This window comes from Pelagibius sp. (genome assembly GCF_028281305.1).
Taxonomy (GTDB): domain Bacteria; phylum Pseudomonadota; class Alphaproteobacteria; order Kiloniellales; family Kiloniellaceae; genus Pelagibius.
The window spans coordinates 19,624-34,839 of record NZ_JANQKD010000045.1 but is presented as its reverse complement, the minus strand read 5'-3'; the positions used below and the strand labels follow the sequence as shown (position 1 = coordinate 34,839).

Here is a 15,216-nt window from a genome sequence, read left to right as displayed (position 1 = left end):
GGGGGCGGTGAGATGAAGCTGAAGCGCATCCTTCTCGCTCTTGCCTTCTTCGCCCTGGCGATGCCGAGTGCGGCGCAGAACCCGCTGATCGCAGACCTGTCGGAGCATCAGATTCAGATCACCACCGGCTTCACGGGAACCCAGGTGCTGCTTTTCGGCACCGTGGAGCCCGACAGCGACGTCGTGGTGGTGGTCCGCGGGCCGGAAGAAGACACCGTCGTATGGCGCAAGGCGCGTTTTGCCGGGATCTGGGTGAACGACCAGCGGATCGTCTTCCGCAGGGTGCCGAGTTTCTTCGCCGTGCGCAGCTCCGCCCCGTTGGAGGAGATAGCCAGCGACACCATACGCGCCCGGCACGGCATGGGGGCCAACTTCCTCAGGCTGCGCCCGGTGGAGCAAACCGTCTCCGATACCGAACTGGCGGAGTTCAAGGCCGGCCTGATCCGCAACAAGCAGCGCGAAGGCCTCTTCGCTTCGAGCGACGAGCGGATCAACTTTCTCGGGGGGCAGCTCTTTCGCACCCGCCTGTTCTTCCCCGCGAACGTGCCGACCGGGTTTTACGATGTCGAGGTCTTCATGCTGAAGGACGGCAGGGTGGAGCACGCGCAGACGACTCCCTTGATTGTCAGCAAGGCCGGCCTGGGCGCCGATGTCTTCTACTTTGCCCACGGCTATTCGGCCTTTTACGGCTTGCTGGCCATCGTGCTTGCCGCCGCCGCAGGCGCTTTGGCGGCCTTCATCTTCCGCAAGGCATAGGCGGGGCCCCGGGGTCAGGCTCTCTTGCCCTCGGTCGCACTCTGGCCGAGGGACAACGGGCCCTCCTCGCTGGACTGCCAGGCCAGGGCATGGAGAGTCGTCATGCTGGCCGGGTCCGAGAGCAGGTCGCTGCGCTGCGACCGCGTCAGGCTCTCGACCCCCTGTTCCTGCAGCTTGGCGACGAGCGCGTCCAGGCGCAGCCGCTCGCTCTTGCTGCGGCTTTCCCGGGCAAGAAGGGTCAGGTGCAGGGCGTTCATAAAGGGATCGGCGATAGCCTTCTCGAAGAGCGTGCCCCGGCGCGGTGCGGCTTGGGCGTCTTGTTCCAGCGCCGTCAGGCGGCGGCAGAGATCCTCCAGCACCGCCGGTCGGTCGCTCTCGCAGGGCGTGAGAAACAGCCCCCGGCGCTGCAGGGCGCGGCCCAGATCGACCCGGCTGGTGAGCCGCGAAAGCGGGATCGCCAGCAGCGGACCCAACAGAACCGGCGTCAGCCAGGGGAAGAAATCGGGCAGGGAGTGCCAGCTCACCCAGCCGGCGGTTGCAGCGACGGCAGTATGACCAAGATGCACCGCCCCGGCTTCGGCCCAGGAGGTCTCGCCGTCGTCGCGCTTCTGGGCCGCCCAGCGGACCGAGCGGCCGGCCAGGATCGACACCACGAAGCCCAGCTGAAAGAGCATCAGGATAGGGGCCAGAAGGATCGACGTCAGGCTTTCCAGCAGCAGGCTGAGCCCGGCCTTGACGCCGCCGCCGTGGGCCATGAGCCGGCGCCGGTCGAGAAACAGGGTGAGATAGCCGAAGATCTTTGGCAGATAGAGAATCGAGAGCGTAATCGCCAGAAGAGTGGCTGCCTCGAAAGCGTAGGAAACCGGCCAGTTGGGGAAGAGATCCCCCTCCATGAAGTAGCTGTGCTCTGTTTGTGCCTGCCGCAGGGCCTCCAGGCCCGAGAGGACCAGCAGGACGAACCAGAACACGGAGGACATGTAAGCCATGATCCCCATGGCCAGATGCAGCCGGCTGAGCGGGCGCAGGCCTTCGGCGAAGACAACGCGCAGATGCTGAAGGTTGCCCTGGCACCAGCGGCGGTCGCGCTTGGCATGGTCGATCAGTGTCGGCGGCGGTTCCTCGAAGCTGCCGGAGAGATCGTCCGCCAGCCAGACCTGCCAACCGGCGCGCCTCAGCAGGGCCGCCTCGACAAAGTCGTGGCTGAGGATCTCTCCGCCGAAGGGTTCTTTGCCCGGCAGCGTCGGCAGCCCGCAGTGCGCCATGAAGGGGGCCACGCGAATGATCGCATTGTGGCCCCAGTAGTTTGCGCTGTCCTGAAACCAGAAGCTCAGTCCGGTCGCATAGACCGGGCCAAAGACACTCGCTGCAAACTGCTGGCTGCGTGCGAAGAAGGATTCCCGGAGCACCGGGGTCGGTGGGACCTGGATCAGCCCCACCTTCGGGTTCGCGTCCATGCGGTTGACAAGGCTGACGAGGCAATGGCCCGACATGATGCTGTCGGCGTCAAGCACCACCATGTAGTCGTAGCGGTAGCCCCAGGATTGGCAGAAGTCGGCGATGTTGCCGCTCTTGCGTGCCAGGTTCTTGGGCCGGTGCCGGTAGAAGACCGGCAGTTTGCCGGCGAACTCTCGGTTCAACTGGCTCCAGGCAAGCTCCTCGGCGAGCCAGACCTCGGGGTCGGTGCTGTCGGAAAGAATGAACAGCTCAAAGCGGTTCTCGTGCCGGGCACGCAGCAATGAGTTCAGTGTCGCCTGCAATCCGGCAAGGACCCTCTGCGGATCCTCATTGTAGATCGGCATCACCAACGCAACGCGGGAGCGTTCGTCTTTGGCACTGTCTTCCGGGATCGTCGTTCGCTCCGCCAGGCGATGGCCGGGCCGACCCAGCACATGGAGCACGAAGCCGGCCAGCGAGAGCCAGAACGCTGTGGTGATCCAGGCAAAAAGCAGGCCGAAGAGGGCAAGAATACCCAGCTCGAGAACCGAGAAACCCTGGCTGGCCAGGATTGTTCCGAGCACCAGAACGGCTGCAGCGGTCGAAGAGACGACCAGCATCAGCAGGACAATCCGCCGCATCTTTGGCATGCGCAAGGCTCCTTGCCCGAGGGCCCGGGCCGCTAGGGGATCAGCACAACCGCCAGGCAGGACAGGCTGACGACAAAGTTATGTGCCGGCCGCCAGGTGGAGGGCCAGGCGGAGGGGTCGACAAGCCAGGACAGTCTGGGACTTCGGACGGAGAGGTCCTGGTCCGGCATGGCCCGGTAGTTCCGCGGCGGCGTGCCCCAATCGGCCGTCGGGTTGAGGCTCTCCGCGGCCCTGCCGCCGCTGCGCTCATCGGTGCTGAAAATCTCGGCGATGCGGCCGCGGCAGGTCAAGCGGGCCTCGTCGCCGGGTGTCTCGATTGCATGGCGCTCGGCCAAGACACGGTCGACTGCGCCGATCACCTGCAGCCAGGACAGTTCGCTTTGCTGGCGGGAGGGAGCGAGAAGGGTGTCGCAGGCCTGAGCGATCAGGGCGGCACGCTCCCGCTCGTCGCCGACCCCTGCGGCGAAGAAGTAACGATCCAGCCTGCAAAGCAGCTGGGCGCGGATCATGTCACGGCGCCCGCCAGGGTGCGGCGTGGTGCCGGCTGTTTTCAACTGAGCTTCCACAAGTAACTCCATGTTTCGCTTAAAGCGTGTTCTTGGTCCTTCAAAAAGGCACGGAGTTCGATGGCCTCTTCTTCGCCGGGGTCCAACTCAAAAAGGGCGAACCAGGTTCCGGTGGCATCGCTTTTGCGTCCGCGTGGCTGCAGAATGCGTCCCGTGGATGCAGTGACCACCAGTTCGACTTTGCCGTCGTCGGGAATCTCGGCCAGCTTTCCGCCGCCGAACTCCAGGGCAAAACGCCGTCGCCCGGGTTCGCTGCCGGCACCTTCCCGGGTCTGAAGGTTGCGCCCGGTGTTCGGGAAATCGTTGAATGCGCTGGCAAAGCGCAGGCGGTAGCGGAAAGGCCACTCCTGGCCGGGTTCGACGCTGCGCTCCGGAACCCAGAGCAGGGCGATGTTGTCGTAGCGCTCGGCATCGCTCGGAATCTCGATCAGCTGAACGGCGCCATTGCCCCAGTCGCCCTGCGGTTCGATCCAGGCACTGGGACGGCGCTCGTAGTTCAGGTCCAGGTCCTGATAGCTGCGCGCATCGCGGTCGCGCTGCATCAGCCCGAAGCCGCGCGGGCTTTCGTTCTGGAACGAGCTGATCTGGAGTTCGCTGCGGTTGGTCAGCGGGCGCCAGATCCACTCGCCGTTGTTGCCGGCCATCAGCAGGCCGTCGGAGTCGTGAACCTCAGGCCGAAGGTCGTCTCTCGGCGGCGTCGAGTTCTCGCCGTAGAGGAACATGGACGTCAGCGGTGCGATCCCGAGCTTCTGCACGGCTTGGCGCGTGAACACGCTCGCCCGGACCTGCATCACCGATTCGATGCCCGGCGTGAGGACGAAGTGGTAAGCGCCTGTAAGGCTTGCGCTGTCCAACAAGGCATAGATCTGGATGGCCTGGTCGTCGGGCCGCGGCTTTTGAATCCAGAACTCCCGGAAGTAGGGGAACTCCTCCTTCTTCGGGAGGCCGGTATCGATGGCAAGGCCGCGCGCCGAGAGCCCGAAATGTTGGCCCGCCGCGAGCACCCGGAAGTAGCTGGCGCCCAGAAAGACCGCAAGCTCGTCGAAATGGTCGCTTCTGTTGAGAGGGTGAAGCAGACGAAACCCGGCAAAGCCGAGGTCTTCGGGGGTCCCTTCGAGCGGGCTGTCGGAATAGTCAAAGAGCGCCGGCGAATAGGGAATCGTCGAGATCTGCTCTTCATCGATGACGTTGATCTTCACGGTCTGGCGAAAGTACGAGCCGCGATGGAAGAGCTGCATCTGAAAAGGCAGCGCTTCGTCGCGCCAGATCGTCGCCTCCGGGCGAAAGCGGACTGCGTGGAACTGTGCCGGCGTCAGCTCGGCGAGGGTCTGGGGAAGGGTATCGGCATCGCCGCCCGCCATGGGCTCCGACGCCAAGCGGGCGGCCGCGCCGCGCAGCTTCTCGAAATCGAAAGGACTGTCGGGCATCGCGCGGTCCCATTGGCCCGCAGCGCTCGATCCCTGAGAGCCCACCCATTGGGCGAGCCCAAAACTGCCTAGTCCGATTCCCGCAAGGAAACGTCGCCGGTCAACCGTATGAAATGACACGCCTTCCTCTCACACCGAGTGGCCCTAGACCTTGCGATCTGCCCTCCAAACGGCCGGGATGTCCCTAAATGGGCTGGGTCTGATCACAGGCTTCCTGCCCCGCGTCCTGGCTACGCAGAGACCTACACATTAGAGACCCGTCGACCCCTGGCGATATTCCACAGGTTGAAAGGTGCCACCTAAAGTTACTTTGCTATGGTTTTGAAATAGCGGCCTTACTGGCCGGACTGCATCGATAAATCGGGTATAGACGGCGGCAATGTCGTCACGGAAGAGTCAAGGAAGTGGCATTTCGCCCGCTGCCATGCGCGCCGGACAGTTTGTTGGCAGACGTTCTGTCATCAGGCGCTTTGCTAGTTGAGATCGCCGATGGAGACCCCTGACTGGTCGGTCTCATAGGGCTGGCGCTCCGCCAGTTCGTCGGCCGTGAGCTTTCGGGTGCGCAAGAGCCTGGCGCCAGCGTCGTACTCGAGCTCGCGCCATTCAATGGCGACCGGCTTGCCGCCAATACCCAGAAATCCCCCGTGAGAAACCACGACCAGTCTCAGCTTCGAAGTGCGCCTGTCGAGGATCACGTCATCGACCTCGCCCAGCAGCTCGTTGTCGCGGTCCCAGATACTCATGCCCTGGATGTCGCGCGCGGTGGACACATCCGCACTGCCGGACTGGTTGGCTGGCGATGCCGCCGGCGCTGACTCCAGAGGCGGTGCTGATTCGGTGGGCGTGGCAGACTGGGCGCCTGCTGCGCCCGATTGCAGGGGAATCGCGAGCAGCACCGCTGCGACAGCGACCGCGATCATGCCCAGACCACGTCCGGAAGCGTCTGTGCCGGACGCGCCGCGGCCTGAAGGAACTCGAATCATTGGGCCTCCAGGGTCAGTAGTTTCGGAGCCGTTGGCCTTTACTCTTCCGACGCGACGCAGGCGGAATTATTCCGTGGGCAATGCGAGGGGCTGTGTGGCGGAAGCAGGAGCAGGCCCTACTAGAACCCATAGACCAGTGAGGCCTTGGTCGTGGTATCCAGTTCATCGGTGTCCTCCGGCACAGGACTGCGGTACTGCGCCGAGAAAGAGAATCGCCCGGCCAGGCTTTCGACAATCTGCAGCGTCAGGCTGGTTTCGTTCTCGAGTTCGCTGCGGTCGCTGTCCAAACGCAGCTCCGTTTCATTCGCCAGCTTGGCCGTCTCAGAGATCTGCCACGCGAGGTCGCTGTTGAGGCGCGCGCCCGGTACAGCTTCGGTCGTCCCTTCGTCGTCTTCGCGGAAGACACGAACGCTCGGACCGGCGGCGAGGGTCCAGGTCAATTGCTCGCCGTCGATCACCCTGGTGCCGAGGCCTGCCGAGGCTGTGATTTCGTATTCGAAGCCGCTGAAACGATCATCCTCGTAGTGGGTGAGGCCGTAGACAAAGGTGCGCTCCGTCAGGTCGTAGTTGAACTGGTACTCGGCCTCAATGGCCTGCTCTTCGGTCGCCAGGCGGGTTTCCAGGTAGTCGAAGGAGCCGCTCAGGATGTGGCGCCAGGGCGCCGCCTCGTAGATGACCTCGGCACTGGCTGAAACGCCCAGATTCTCTGTGTTTCCGCTGCGTGCGACTCCACCGAGCTCGGCCTCCCCCGACCAGGGGCTTTCCGCTTCGGCGGCTGTCTCCGCGGGTGCGGACTGTGCCTGCTGGGCGAGGCTCTGGTTGCCCGGCTGGGGCCTTGCCGCTGCGGCGCTGACCGGTCTTGCAGCGGCCGCCGGGTCGCTAGCCGATGCGGCGGTCAGAGGGGGGTCGAAGAGTGCGGCCAGCAGCAGTTCGGCCGCCCAGTCCGGCCGCAGCCCGATGGCGTGGCGCAGGATCGCACGGTTGTGCTCGGGGGCCGCCGCTATGGTCATGCGAAGCGTGCGCTGAAACGCCTCGATGTCGGTTCCCTTTGCCGATTCGACCACCGCTGCGAGCAGCTCGCTCGGGACTGGCTTCTCGGTCGCGCGGGTGGCTTGTGCGAAAGCGCTGAGCAAGGCGAAGAAGATCAGCGCGAGGTTCAGGGGCAGCTGTCTTTTCAACATGGCCAGCGACTATAGGTGCGCGGCTGCCGTGCTTGCTGTGTTTGATCTGTGTTGGGATTGATCGTTGTTCATGTCCCGCGGCGAAGGCAAAGGCCTTTTTCGTAGGGATCGGCAGTGCCGCGCGGATGTTTCCAAGTGGCCGAGACGACAACCGTGCAGTGCTCCGGGATCCATTCAGTGCTTGCGGTAAGATTCGTTAACGCCTGTCGAACGACTTCACAGTCATCGACGCCACGGCTCTCAGCGCGCATTTGTAATTGCCTTCATGCTGCGTACAACGGCAACACAGTCGAGTGGCTTGACAAGTTCATGGCCGCGAGAGCGACCGTCTCTTCATCGCAACAGTGAGAGCTTTTTGCATTCTGTTGCTTGACGACTGCTTCTCTTTTCTTGTCACTGCTTGACCAAAGAGGCACAATTCGCCGCGCGGGGTGGCATCACCGGATTCGTTCTGACGTTAGGGGATTAGACAATTGGCAACTACCAAGACTGCAAAGAGGCCGGCGAAGAAGAAGGCGCCGGCCAAGCGCGCGGCGAAAAAATCGACCGCGAAGAAGAAGACTGCGCGTAAGACGACGCGCAAGACCACAGCCAAGAGGAAGGTGGCTAAGAAGAAGGTAGCCAAGCGGCCAGCAGCGAAGCGGAAGGTCGCGAAGAAAAAGGTTGCCAAGAAGAAGGTAGCCAAGCGGCCAGCGGCGAAGCGGAAAGTCGCCAAGAAGAAGGTCGCTAAGAAGAAGGTCGCTAAGAAGAAGGTCGCCAAAAAGAAGGTCGCCAAAAAGAAGACTGCGAAGAAGAAAACCGCAGCGAAACGGAAGCCCGCCGCTCGTAAGAGAACGGCGAAAAAGTAAGCTAAATCATAACCTTACGACCTCGCGCCGAAACGGCGGTCCGCCGCCTTCGCTAACCAAGCCGGTAAGAGTTATGGTGATAACGGCGATCGCTCCAACGAGCGGTCGCCGTTTTCGTTCGGGCTTCACGAGGTTTGCTGAAGCCCCGATCAAACCTCACGCAGATGTGCCGTTAAGTCTCTTGCCGACGCCCTTCGGTATCGCTGCTCGGCGTCGCTGGGCGAGACGGCGCATGCGCTCTCACGCGTTGTCTGTCTCGAAGCCGTGCGGACTTACGTGCCGTTGTCGTAGGGCTCGCGACCGAAGATGGAAATGGCATCGTGCAGATCGGGCAGCACACGCTCTACCGAGTCTTCTCCTTCGGCGATGATCTCGTCGGCGCGGTCGAATTCGAAGAGTCCGACGTTCCCGAGTCGCGGCGTGATGTGCACGTCAGGGGGTTCGCCTGCCAAACGAGAGCGCGAAATTCTGTCCTGGACGATCCCCAAAGCGGAGATCATGGCGCCGAACATGCTGGGGTGACTCGGCTCACGGCGAAAGATGCGACTCGCCAGAGCGCCGATTCGCGACTTCGATCTCGCGGCATCGACGGCCTGCATCTCGCTCAAGAGATCGAAGCCGGCGACTGTCGGAACCTCTGCGCCCGCACGTCGCTCCTTGCCGATGATGTCGGCATTCAGGTTGACCGCGATCACCATCTGCGCCCCAAGGGCACGACAGACTGAAACCGGCACCGGATTGACGAGCGCACCGTCGACCAGCCATCGGCGGTCATGCTGCATCGGCTCGAAGATGCCGGGCAGCGAAAAGGAGGTGCGCATGGCGTCGACGATGTCTCCTCTGCGTAGCCAGACTTCATGACCGGTCACCAGGTCGGTCGCGACGGCGACGAAAGGCGTGGTGAGTTCCTCGATCTTCATCCCGCCAAGTTCGTGGCGCATGGCATCGACCAGATGGCGACCGCCCAACATGCCGCCGTTGCGCATGCGGAAGTCGATGTAGGAGATCATGCGCACCTTGTTGAGGGAGCGCGCCCAGGCCTCCAGCGCATCGGCCTTGCCGGCAAGATGGATCCCCCCGACGACCGCGCCGATCGACGTGCCGGCAACCACGTCCGGTTCGATGCCGTAACGGGCCAGGGCACGCAGCACGCCGAGATGCGCCCAGCCGCGCGCGACCCCGCTGCCGAGAGCAAGGCCAATCTTCGGTCGCCATTGCGGTTCGTCCACCTGGGCCATGGTTAATCATATAAGGCCTTCGCTTAAGCGAATCATAATCACCCCGCGGCGAGCCCGCCGTGAGCAGAAGAGGTCAAAACCGGGATTGAGGCGGTACCGCCAAAGGGCGGCGGCAGTCGGGAGAGTCCGCTTGCGCTCTTGACATAACGATATCTTTATATCTTTATAGTGATATCTCGAAGGGGCCGGGGACCGCTATCTCAAGGGGCGGGCAACCACGGGATAGGGCGAGGGCGATGGAAAGACTGCTTACAGCGATGAAGGCTGCCGCGGAGGCGACGCGGCTGCGGCTGCTGGTGCTTTGCGCCCACGGCGATTTGACGGTTTCGGACCTGGTGCAGATCCTCGGTCAGAGCCAGCCGCGGGTTTCCAGGCACCTCAGGCTTCTGACCGAGGCGGGCCTCGTGGATCGCAACCGGGAAGGCTCCTGGGTCTATTACCGGCTGGCGCAGCAGGGGTCGGGCGCCGCTTTGGCACAGACCCTGGTCGACTCTGTGCCGGATGACGATGCGACGGTTCGGAGCGATCTCGGCCGTCTCGAACATCTGATGAAAGAGCGCGCGCAGCGGGCGGAGGATTACTTCCAGCGCGTGGCGGCGCGCTGGGACGAGATCCGCGCGCTCTATGTGCGCGACGACGAGGTCGAGACCTTGTTGCAGAGGTTGGTGACCCAGGAAAAGGTCTCCGACCTCTTGGATATCGGAACCGGGACGGGCCGCATCCTCGAGATCATGTCCCCTCAGGTCGAACGCGCCGTCGGGATCGATCTCTCCGCCGACATGCTGATGATTGCGCGGTCAAAGCTGGAGCGTGCGCGCCTGCGCAACTGTGTGGTCCGCAAGGGCGACATGTATCACCTGCCGGTTGCGCCCGCCAGCTTCGATGCCGTGACGATCCATCAGGTGCTGCACTACGCGGAGCGCCCCGCACAGGCCATCGAGGAAGCCGCCCGCGTGCTGCGCCCGCAAGGCCGACTCTTCATCGTCGACTTCAAGGCGCATGCCTTGGATTACCTGCGCGACCAGCATGAACATCGTTGGCTTGGCTTCGACGACGAGCGCATCGAAAGCTGGCTGCAGGAGGCCGGGCTGGAGTTGGCCGAGTACAAGGAACTGAAAGGCGATCCGCTCACGATTTCGATCTGGACCGCGCGGCGCTTGCAGAGCGACCTGCAGGCAACTGCTGCCTAGACACTTCAGGATGAAGGACGATCATGGCTGACGCGAGACACATCTTGGGACCGACCGCCGGACGCGAGGCAAGGGTCGGCGGCGCGGGGCAAGCCCCCGGACCCCGCTTTTCCTTCGAATTCTTTCCGGCGGCATCCCCCCTGGCCGAGGAGCGCTTCTGGCGTGCATTGAAGGATCTCGAAGCCTTCGACCCGGCCTACGTGTCGATTACCTACGGTGCCGGCGGGACCACGCAGGAGCGGACGATCCGGGCTGTCGAGCGCGTGCTGAACGAGTCGGATCTTGTGCCCGCGGCGCATCTGACCTGCGTGGGCGCCAGCCGGGCCGAAATCGATGCCCTGGCCGAGCGCTACTGGGCGGCCGGGGTCCGGCGCATCGTCGCCTTGCGGGGCGATCCGCCGAAGGACAGCAAAGACTTCAGGCCGCACCCGCAAGGCTACGCCTTTGCCGCCGACCTCGTCGCCGGGTTGCGCCGGGTCGCCGATTTCGACATCTCCGTTGCCGCCTATCCGGAAGTTCACCCCGAGGCGCTGTCTGCCCAGGCCGACCTGGATAATCTGAAGCGCAAGCTGGATGCCGGCGCGCAGAGAGCCATAACCCAGTTCTTCTTCGACCCGGACGACTACCTGCGCTTCCTGGATCGCGCCCGCGCCGCGGGCATCACGGCGCCGATCATTCCAGGTATTCTGCCGATCGTTAACTTCCAGAGGACCCTGCAGATCGCCAAGGACTGCAAGGCCGCGGTTCCCGCCTGGCTGGTGCGGCTCTTTGAAGGCCTGGAAGAGAATGCCGAGGTCCGAAATCCGGTCGCCGTTTCCGTGGCGGCGGAGCTCTGCCGCTATCTCGTGCTGCACGGCGTCGAGGAGTTTCACATCTATACCTTGAACCGTGCCGACCTGACGGCGGCGGTCTGCCGCCTGCTGCTTTCGGACGCCGCCGGCCGGGACCAGGTCGATGCCGCAAGGCCCCTTGCTGTGGGCGGGCTGCGATGAGCGCCTTCTACGATCAGCTTACGCAGCGGGTTCTGCTCTGCGACGGCGGCATGGGCAGCCGCGTGCAGGCCATGGACCTTTCCGTCGAGGAAGACTACTGGGGTCAGGAGAACTGCACCGAGGTCCTGAACCTTTCGCGTCCCGACATCGTGCGGGAAATCCACCGCGGCTACTTCGAGGCCGGCGCCGATATGGTCGAGACCAACAGCTTCGGCGGCTCCCCCATCACTCTTGGCGAGTTCGGTCTGCAGGACCGTGCCCTGGAAATCAACCAGCGCGCGGCCGAGCTTGCCCGCGAGGCATCGGAGCTCTTTGCCGGCGACGGGCGCGACCGCTTCGTGGTCGGCTCCGTCGGGCCGGGGACGCGCCTGCCGTCGCTGGGCCACATTGACTACGACAGCCTGGAGCAGGCCTTCGCGACCCAATGCGACGGCCTGATCGCCGGCGGCGTCGACGCGGTTCTGATCGAGACCTGCCAGGATACGCTGCAGGTGAAAGCCGCCGTCAACGGCGCGAAAGCAGCGCGGCTGCGGGCCGGCAGGCCGGACCTGCCTGTCATGGTGCAGGTGACGGTGGAAACCACCGGGACCCTCCTTGTCGGCGCCGACATTGCCGCTGCTGCGACGGTTCTGCGGGCCCTGGACGTTTCGGTGGCGGGCCTCAACTGCGCCACCGGGCCGCAGGAAATGGCCCCCCATCTGGAATGGCTCGCCGAGAACTGGGCCGGCCCCATCTCGGTCCAGCCCAATGCGGGCCTGCCGGAGCTGGTGGACGGCAAGACGTCTTATCCCCTGCAACCTCAGGAACTGGCCGGCTGGCTGGAACGCTTCCTGCAGGAGGACGGCGTGAACCTGATCGGCGGCTGCTGCGGCACCACCACCGATCACATTGCCGCCCTGGATGCGATGCTGCGCCGCCGCGCCGGCGAAGAGTCAAAGCTGGCGATCCGTCCGGTGCCGAAATCGCGGCAGTCCTTCTGGGTTCCGTCTCTGGCTTCGCTCTATGGCCAGATTCCTCTGCGCCAGGAGAACGCCTATCTTTCCATCGGCGAACGCTGCAATGCCAACGGCAGCAAGAAGTTCAGGGAACTGCAGGAGTCCGGCGATTGGGACGGTTGCGTGGCCATGGGGGTGGAGCAGGCCAAGGAAGGCTCCCACGCCATCGATGTATGCACCGCCTTTGTCGGCCGCGATGAAACCGCTGAGATGAACGAGGTGGTGGGCCGCATGCGCGGCTCGGTGACCGCGCCGCTGGTCATCGATTCCACTGAACTGCCGGTGCTCGAAGCGGCGATGAAGCTCTACGGCGGCAAGCCGGTGCTCAACTCCATCAACTTCGAGGATGGCGAGGAGCCGGCGGCCAAACGGCTGGAGCTGGCGCGCCGCTTCGGCTCTGCGGTGATCGCGCTTACGATCGACGAAGAGGGCATGGCCAAGGAGGCGGACCACAAGGTCGCGGTCGCCAAGCGCCTGCACGACTTTGCCTGCATAAAGCATGGCCTGCCGGCCAGCGATCTGATCATCGATCCGCTGACCTTTACCATCTGCACGGGCAACGAAGACGACCGCAAGCTGGGTGTCTGGACCCTGGACGCCATCGAAGGCATCGCCCGGGAACTGCCGGACTGCCAAATCCTGCTGGGCCTCTCCAACATCTCCTTCGGCCTGAATGCCGCCGCGCGCCATGTGCTGAATTCGGTTTTTCTGGATCACGCCATCAAGCGCGGCCTCACCTCTGCCATTGTGCATGTCAGCAAGATCATGCCCCTGCACAAGATTCCTGAGGCAGAGGTGAAGGCGGCGGAAGACCTGATCTTCGACCGCCGGAGAGAGGATTACGACCCCCTCCAGGCTTTCATCGGGCTCTTCGAGGGACGTTCGGCCGTCGCCACCGAGAAAAAGGCGCGCGCCGAAGACGTGGAGACGCGTCTGAAGGACCGCATCATCGACGGCGACCGCAAGGGGCTGGAAGACGATCTGAACGAGGCCATGGCCAAGCATCCGCCGCTGGATATCATCAACGTCCATCTTCTGGACGGCATGAAGGTGGTGGGCGAGCTTTTCGGCGCAGGCAAGATGCAGCTTCCCTTCGTGCTGCAGTCCGCCGAGACCATGAAGGCCGCCGTGCGCTTCCTGGAGCCGCACATGGAGAAGGTCGAGGGCCAGGAAAAGGGCACTATCGTGCTGGCCACCGTCAAGGGCGACGTCCACGACATCGGCAAGAACCTGGTGGATATCATCCTCACCAACAACGGCTACAAGGTGGTCAACCTGGGCATCAAGCAGCCCATCGACAGCATCCTGACGGCCGTGGTCGAACACGAGGCCGATGCGGTGGGCATGTCCGGTCTGCTGGTGAAGTCGACGGTCGTCATGCGCGAGAACCTGGAGCGTATGACCCGCGAGAAGGTCTCGGTCCCGGTGATGCTGGGCGGCGCAGCGCTCACCCGCAACTATGTGGAACAGGACTGTGCGGCGGCCTACGGCACCGGTCAGGTGGCCTATGCCCGCGATGCCTTCGACGGCCTGTCGCTGATGGACAAGGTGGTGAACGGCAACTTTGATGCGCACGTCAACGAGCGCACGGAAAAGCGGCGGCCGCGCTCCGACAAAACCAAGCGGGTTCTGGGGCAGGCGACGCGGGCCGATGAGCGCCCCGTGGACCTGGAAGAGACCCGCCTGCGCCGTGGCGAACTGGCCGCAGGCGTGGAGGTGCCGGAGCCGCCGTTCTGGGGGCCGCGGGTGCTGGCGCGGGTGCCTCTGGACACCCTGGTGCCCTTCCTCAACGACCGCATGCTCTATCAGTTTCAATGGGGTTTTCGGAAGAACGGCCGTTCGCTGGGGGACTACATGAAGTGGGCGCGGCGGGAACTGCGCCCGACTCTGAAACGCATGCTCGACGTCTCCAAGCAACAGGACATCCTGGTGCCACAGGCGGTATACGGCTACTGGCCGGCCAACGCCGAGGGCAATGACGTGATCGTTTTCGATCCCGAGGAGCGGGACCGGGAGGTGGCGCGCTTTACCCTGCCGCGCCAGGCCCGCGCGGGCGGGCTCTGCATTGCCGACTTCCTGCGCGATGTCGAAAGCGGCGAGCGGGATGTCCTGGGCCTGCAGGTCGTCACCGTCGGGCAGAACGCCTCCGACGTGGCACGGGACTGGTTCAACGACGACCGCTATCAGGACTATCTCTATCTGCATGGCCTGGGTGTCGAGATGGCCGAGGCCCTGGCCGAATACCTGCACAAGCGTATCCGTGCGGAACTCGGTTTCGGCCACGAGGACGCGCGCGACATGGAGGCGATGCTGAGTCAGGGCTATCGCGGCTCGCGCTATTCCTTCGGCTATCCGGCCTGTCCCAACCTGGAGGATCAGGAGCAGCTCCTGGCCCTTCTGAATGCCGAGGAGATCGGCATCGTCATGTCCGACGAGCACCAGCTTCACCCCGAGCAGTCGACCTCGGCGATCGTCCTGCACCATCCGCAGGCGAAGTACTTCTCGGTCTAGCCCCGGCGTACTCCGTCAGGGAAAGGCCGTCCCAGAAAGGGAGAAACACAGATGATGGCAGCATCCAAGAAGGTTCTGGACCTTGGCGACTTTCGTCAGGAGAGCGAGTCTGCCACCGCCGAAGCCGCCAAAGCGGCCGACTGGTGGGAGCAGGAGTGGCTGAAGTTCCCCACGGTCAGCTTGGATGGGGAGGGCGCCTGGCACTACTGGGACGTGCCGGCCGACACCGGGGTCTATCAGGATGACTGGCCCTTGGGCGAGCGGCTGGCCAAGGGGACCATCGCGCAGATGCGCCGCTTCCCGGAGGGCAGCACCGTCCTGCGCCGTATCCTGAAAGAGATGGATCCGGAGACAACCATCGCTCAAGGCTTCCTCACAGCTCTGGAAGACTGCCTCTGCTATCCCGACCGAGAGCTCTAACGGGGAGCTCTAACGGGGAGCTCTA

At 63.9% G+C, this 15,216-nt stretch carries 12 protein-coding genes; 6 read left to right on the top strand and 6 right to left on the bottom strand.

Annotated elements, in window-relative coordinates:
• Positions 1-12: 12 nt before the first annotated feature.
• Positions 13-756, top strand: coding sequence for a TIGR02186 family protein (locus Q0982_RS11100; RefSeq protein WP_299395383.1), 744 nt, complete (start codon positions 13-15; stop codon positions 754-756).
• A gap of 14 nt (positions 757-770) precedes the next feature.
• On the opposite strand, the gene mdoH is transcribed toward Q0982_RS11100, so the two are convergent.
• The 5 genes from mdoH to Q0982_RS11075 form a co-directional block, all read right to left on the bottom strand.
• Positions 771-2,840, bottom strand: coding sequence for a glucans biosynthesis glucosyltransferase MdoH (gene mdoH / locus Q0982_RS11095; protein WP_299395380.1), 2,070 nt, complete (start codon positions 2,838-2,840; stop codon positions 771-773).
• Between the two features lie 32 nt (positions 2,841-2,872).
• Complete coding sequence (locus tag Q0982_RS11090; protein WP_299395378.1) at positions 2,873-3,394, bottom strand: hypothetical protein; 522 nt, start codon at positions 3,392-3,394, stop codon at positions 2,873-2,875.
• Positions 3,391-4,833 (bottom strand): glucan biosynthesis protein, encoded by a 1,443-nt coding sequence (locus tag Q0982_RS11085; protein ID WP_299395376.1) that lies wholly within the window; start codon positions 4,831-4,833, stop codon positions 3,391-3,393. The genes Q0982_RS11090 and Q0982_RS11085 overlap by 4 nt, the downstream gene beginning before the upstream one ends.
• A 473-nt stretch (positions 4,834-5,306) precedes the next feature.
• A complete protein-coding gene (locus tag Q0982_RS11080; protein ID WP_299395374.1) occupies positions 5,307-5,753 on the bottom strand; it encodes a PRC-barrel domain-containing protein in 447 nt (148 codons plus the stop codon).
• A 182-nt stretch (positions 5,754-5,935) separates the two neighbouring features.
• Positions 5,936-6,997: a YdiY family protein gene (locus tag Q0982_RS11075; RefSeq protein WP_299395372.1), complete on the bottom strand. Its 1,062-nt coding sequence runs from the start codon at positions 6,995-6,997 to the stop codon at positions 5,936-5,938.
• Between the two features lie 473 nt (positions 6,998-7,470).
• Here Q0982_RS11075 and Q0982_RS11070 point away from each other — a divergent pair, with 473 nt between their 5' ends.
• On the top strand, positions 7,471-7,845 hold the full coding sequence (locus tag Q0982_RS11070) for a hypothetical protein (protein ID WP_299395422.1): 375 nt from the start codon (positions 7,471-7,473) through the stop codon (positions 7,843-7,845).
• Between the two features lie 272 nt (positions 7,846-8,117).
• Here the strand turns inward: Q0982_RS11070 and Q0982_RS11065 are convergent, their stop codons facing one another.
• The gene (locus tag Q0982_RS11065) at positions 8,118-9,083 is read right to left on the bottom strand and encodes a patatin-like phospholipase family protein (RefSeq protein ID WP_299395370.1); all 966 of its coding nucleotides are present in this window, start codon (positions 9,081-9,083) and stop codon (positions 8,118-8,120) included.
• 236 nt (positions 9,084-9,319) lie between these two features.
• Here Q0982_RS11065 and Q0982_RS11060 point away from each other — a divergent pair, with 236 nt between their 5' ends.
• From Q0982_RS11060 to Q0982_RS11045, 4 genes are read left to right on the top strand one after another with little or no spacing between them, the layout of a single operon-like run.
• On the top strand, positions 9,320-10,273 hold the full coding sequence (locus Q0982_RS11060; RefSeq protein WP_299395367.1) for a metalloregulator ArsR/SmtB family transcription factor: 954 nt from the start codon (positions 9,320-9,322) through the stop codon (positions 10,271-10,273).
• 23 nt (positions 10,274-10,296) lie between these two features.
• Positions 10,297-11,265 carry a methylenetetrahydrofolate reductase [NAD(P)H] gene (gene metF / locus Q0982_RS11055; RefSeq protein ID WP_299395364.1) on the top strand — a complete coding sequence of 323 codons (969 nt, stop codon included), beginning with the start codon at positions 10,297-10,299 and terminating at the stop codon, positions 11,263-11,265.
• Positions 11,262-14,771: a methionine synthase gene (gene metH / locus Q0982_RS11050; RefSeq protein ID WP_299395362.1), complete on the top strand. Its 3,510-nt coding sequence runs from the start codon at positions 11,262-11,264 to the stop codon at positions 14,769-14,771. The genes metF and metH overlap by 4 nt, the downstream gene beginning before the upstream one ends.
• A gap of 51 nt (positions 14,772-14,822) precedes the next feature.
• Positions 14,823-15,191, top strand: coding sequence for a hypothetical protein (locus Q0982_RS11045; RefSeq protein ID WP_299395359.1), 369 nt, complete (start codon positions 14,823-14,825; stop codon positions 15,189-15,191).
• The last annotated feature ends 25 nt before the right edge of the window (positions 15,192-15,216 follow it).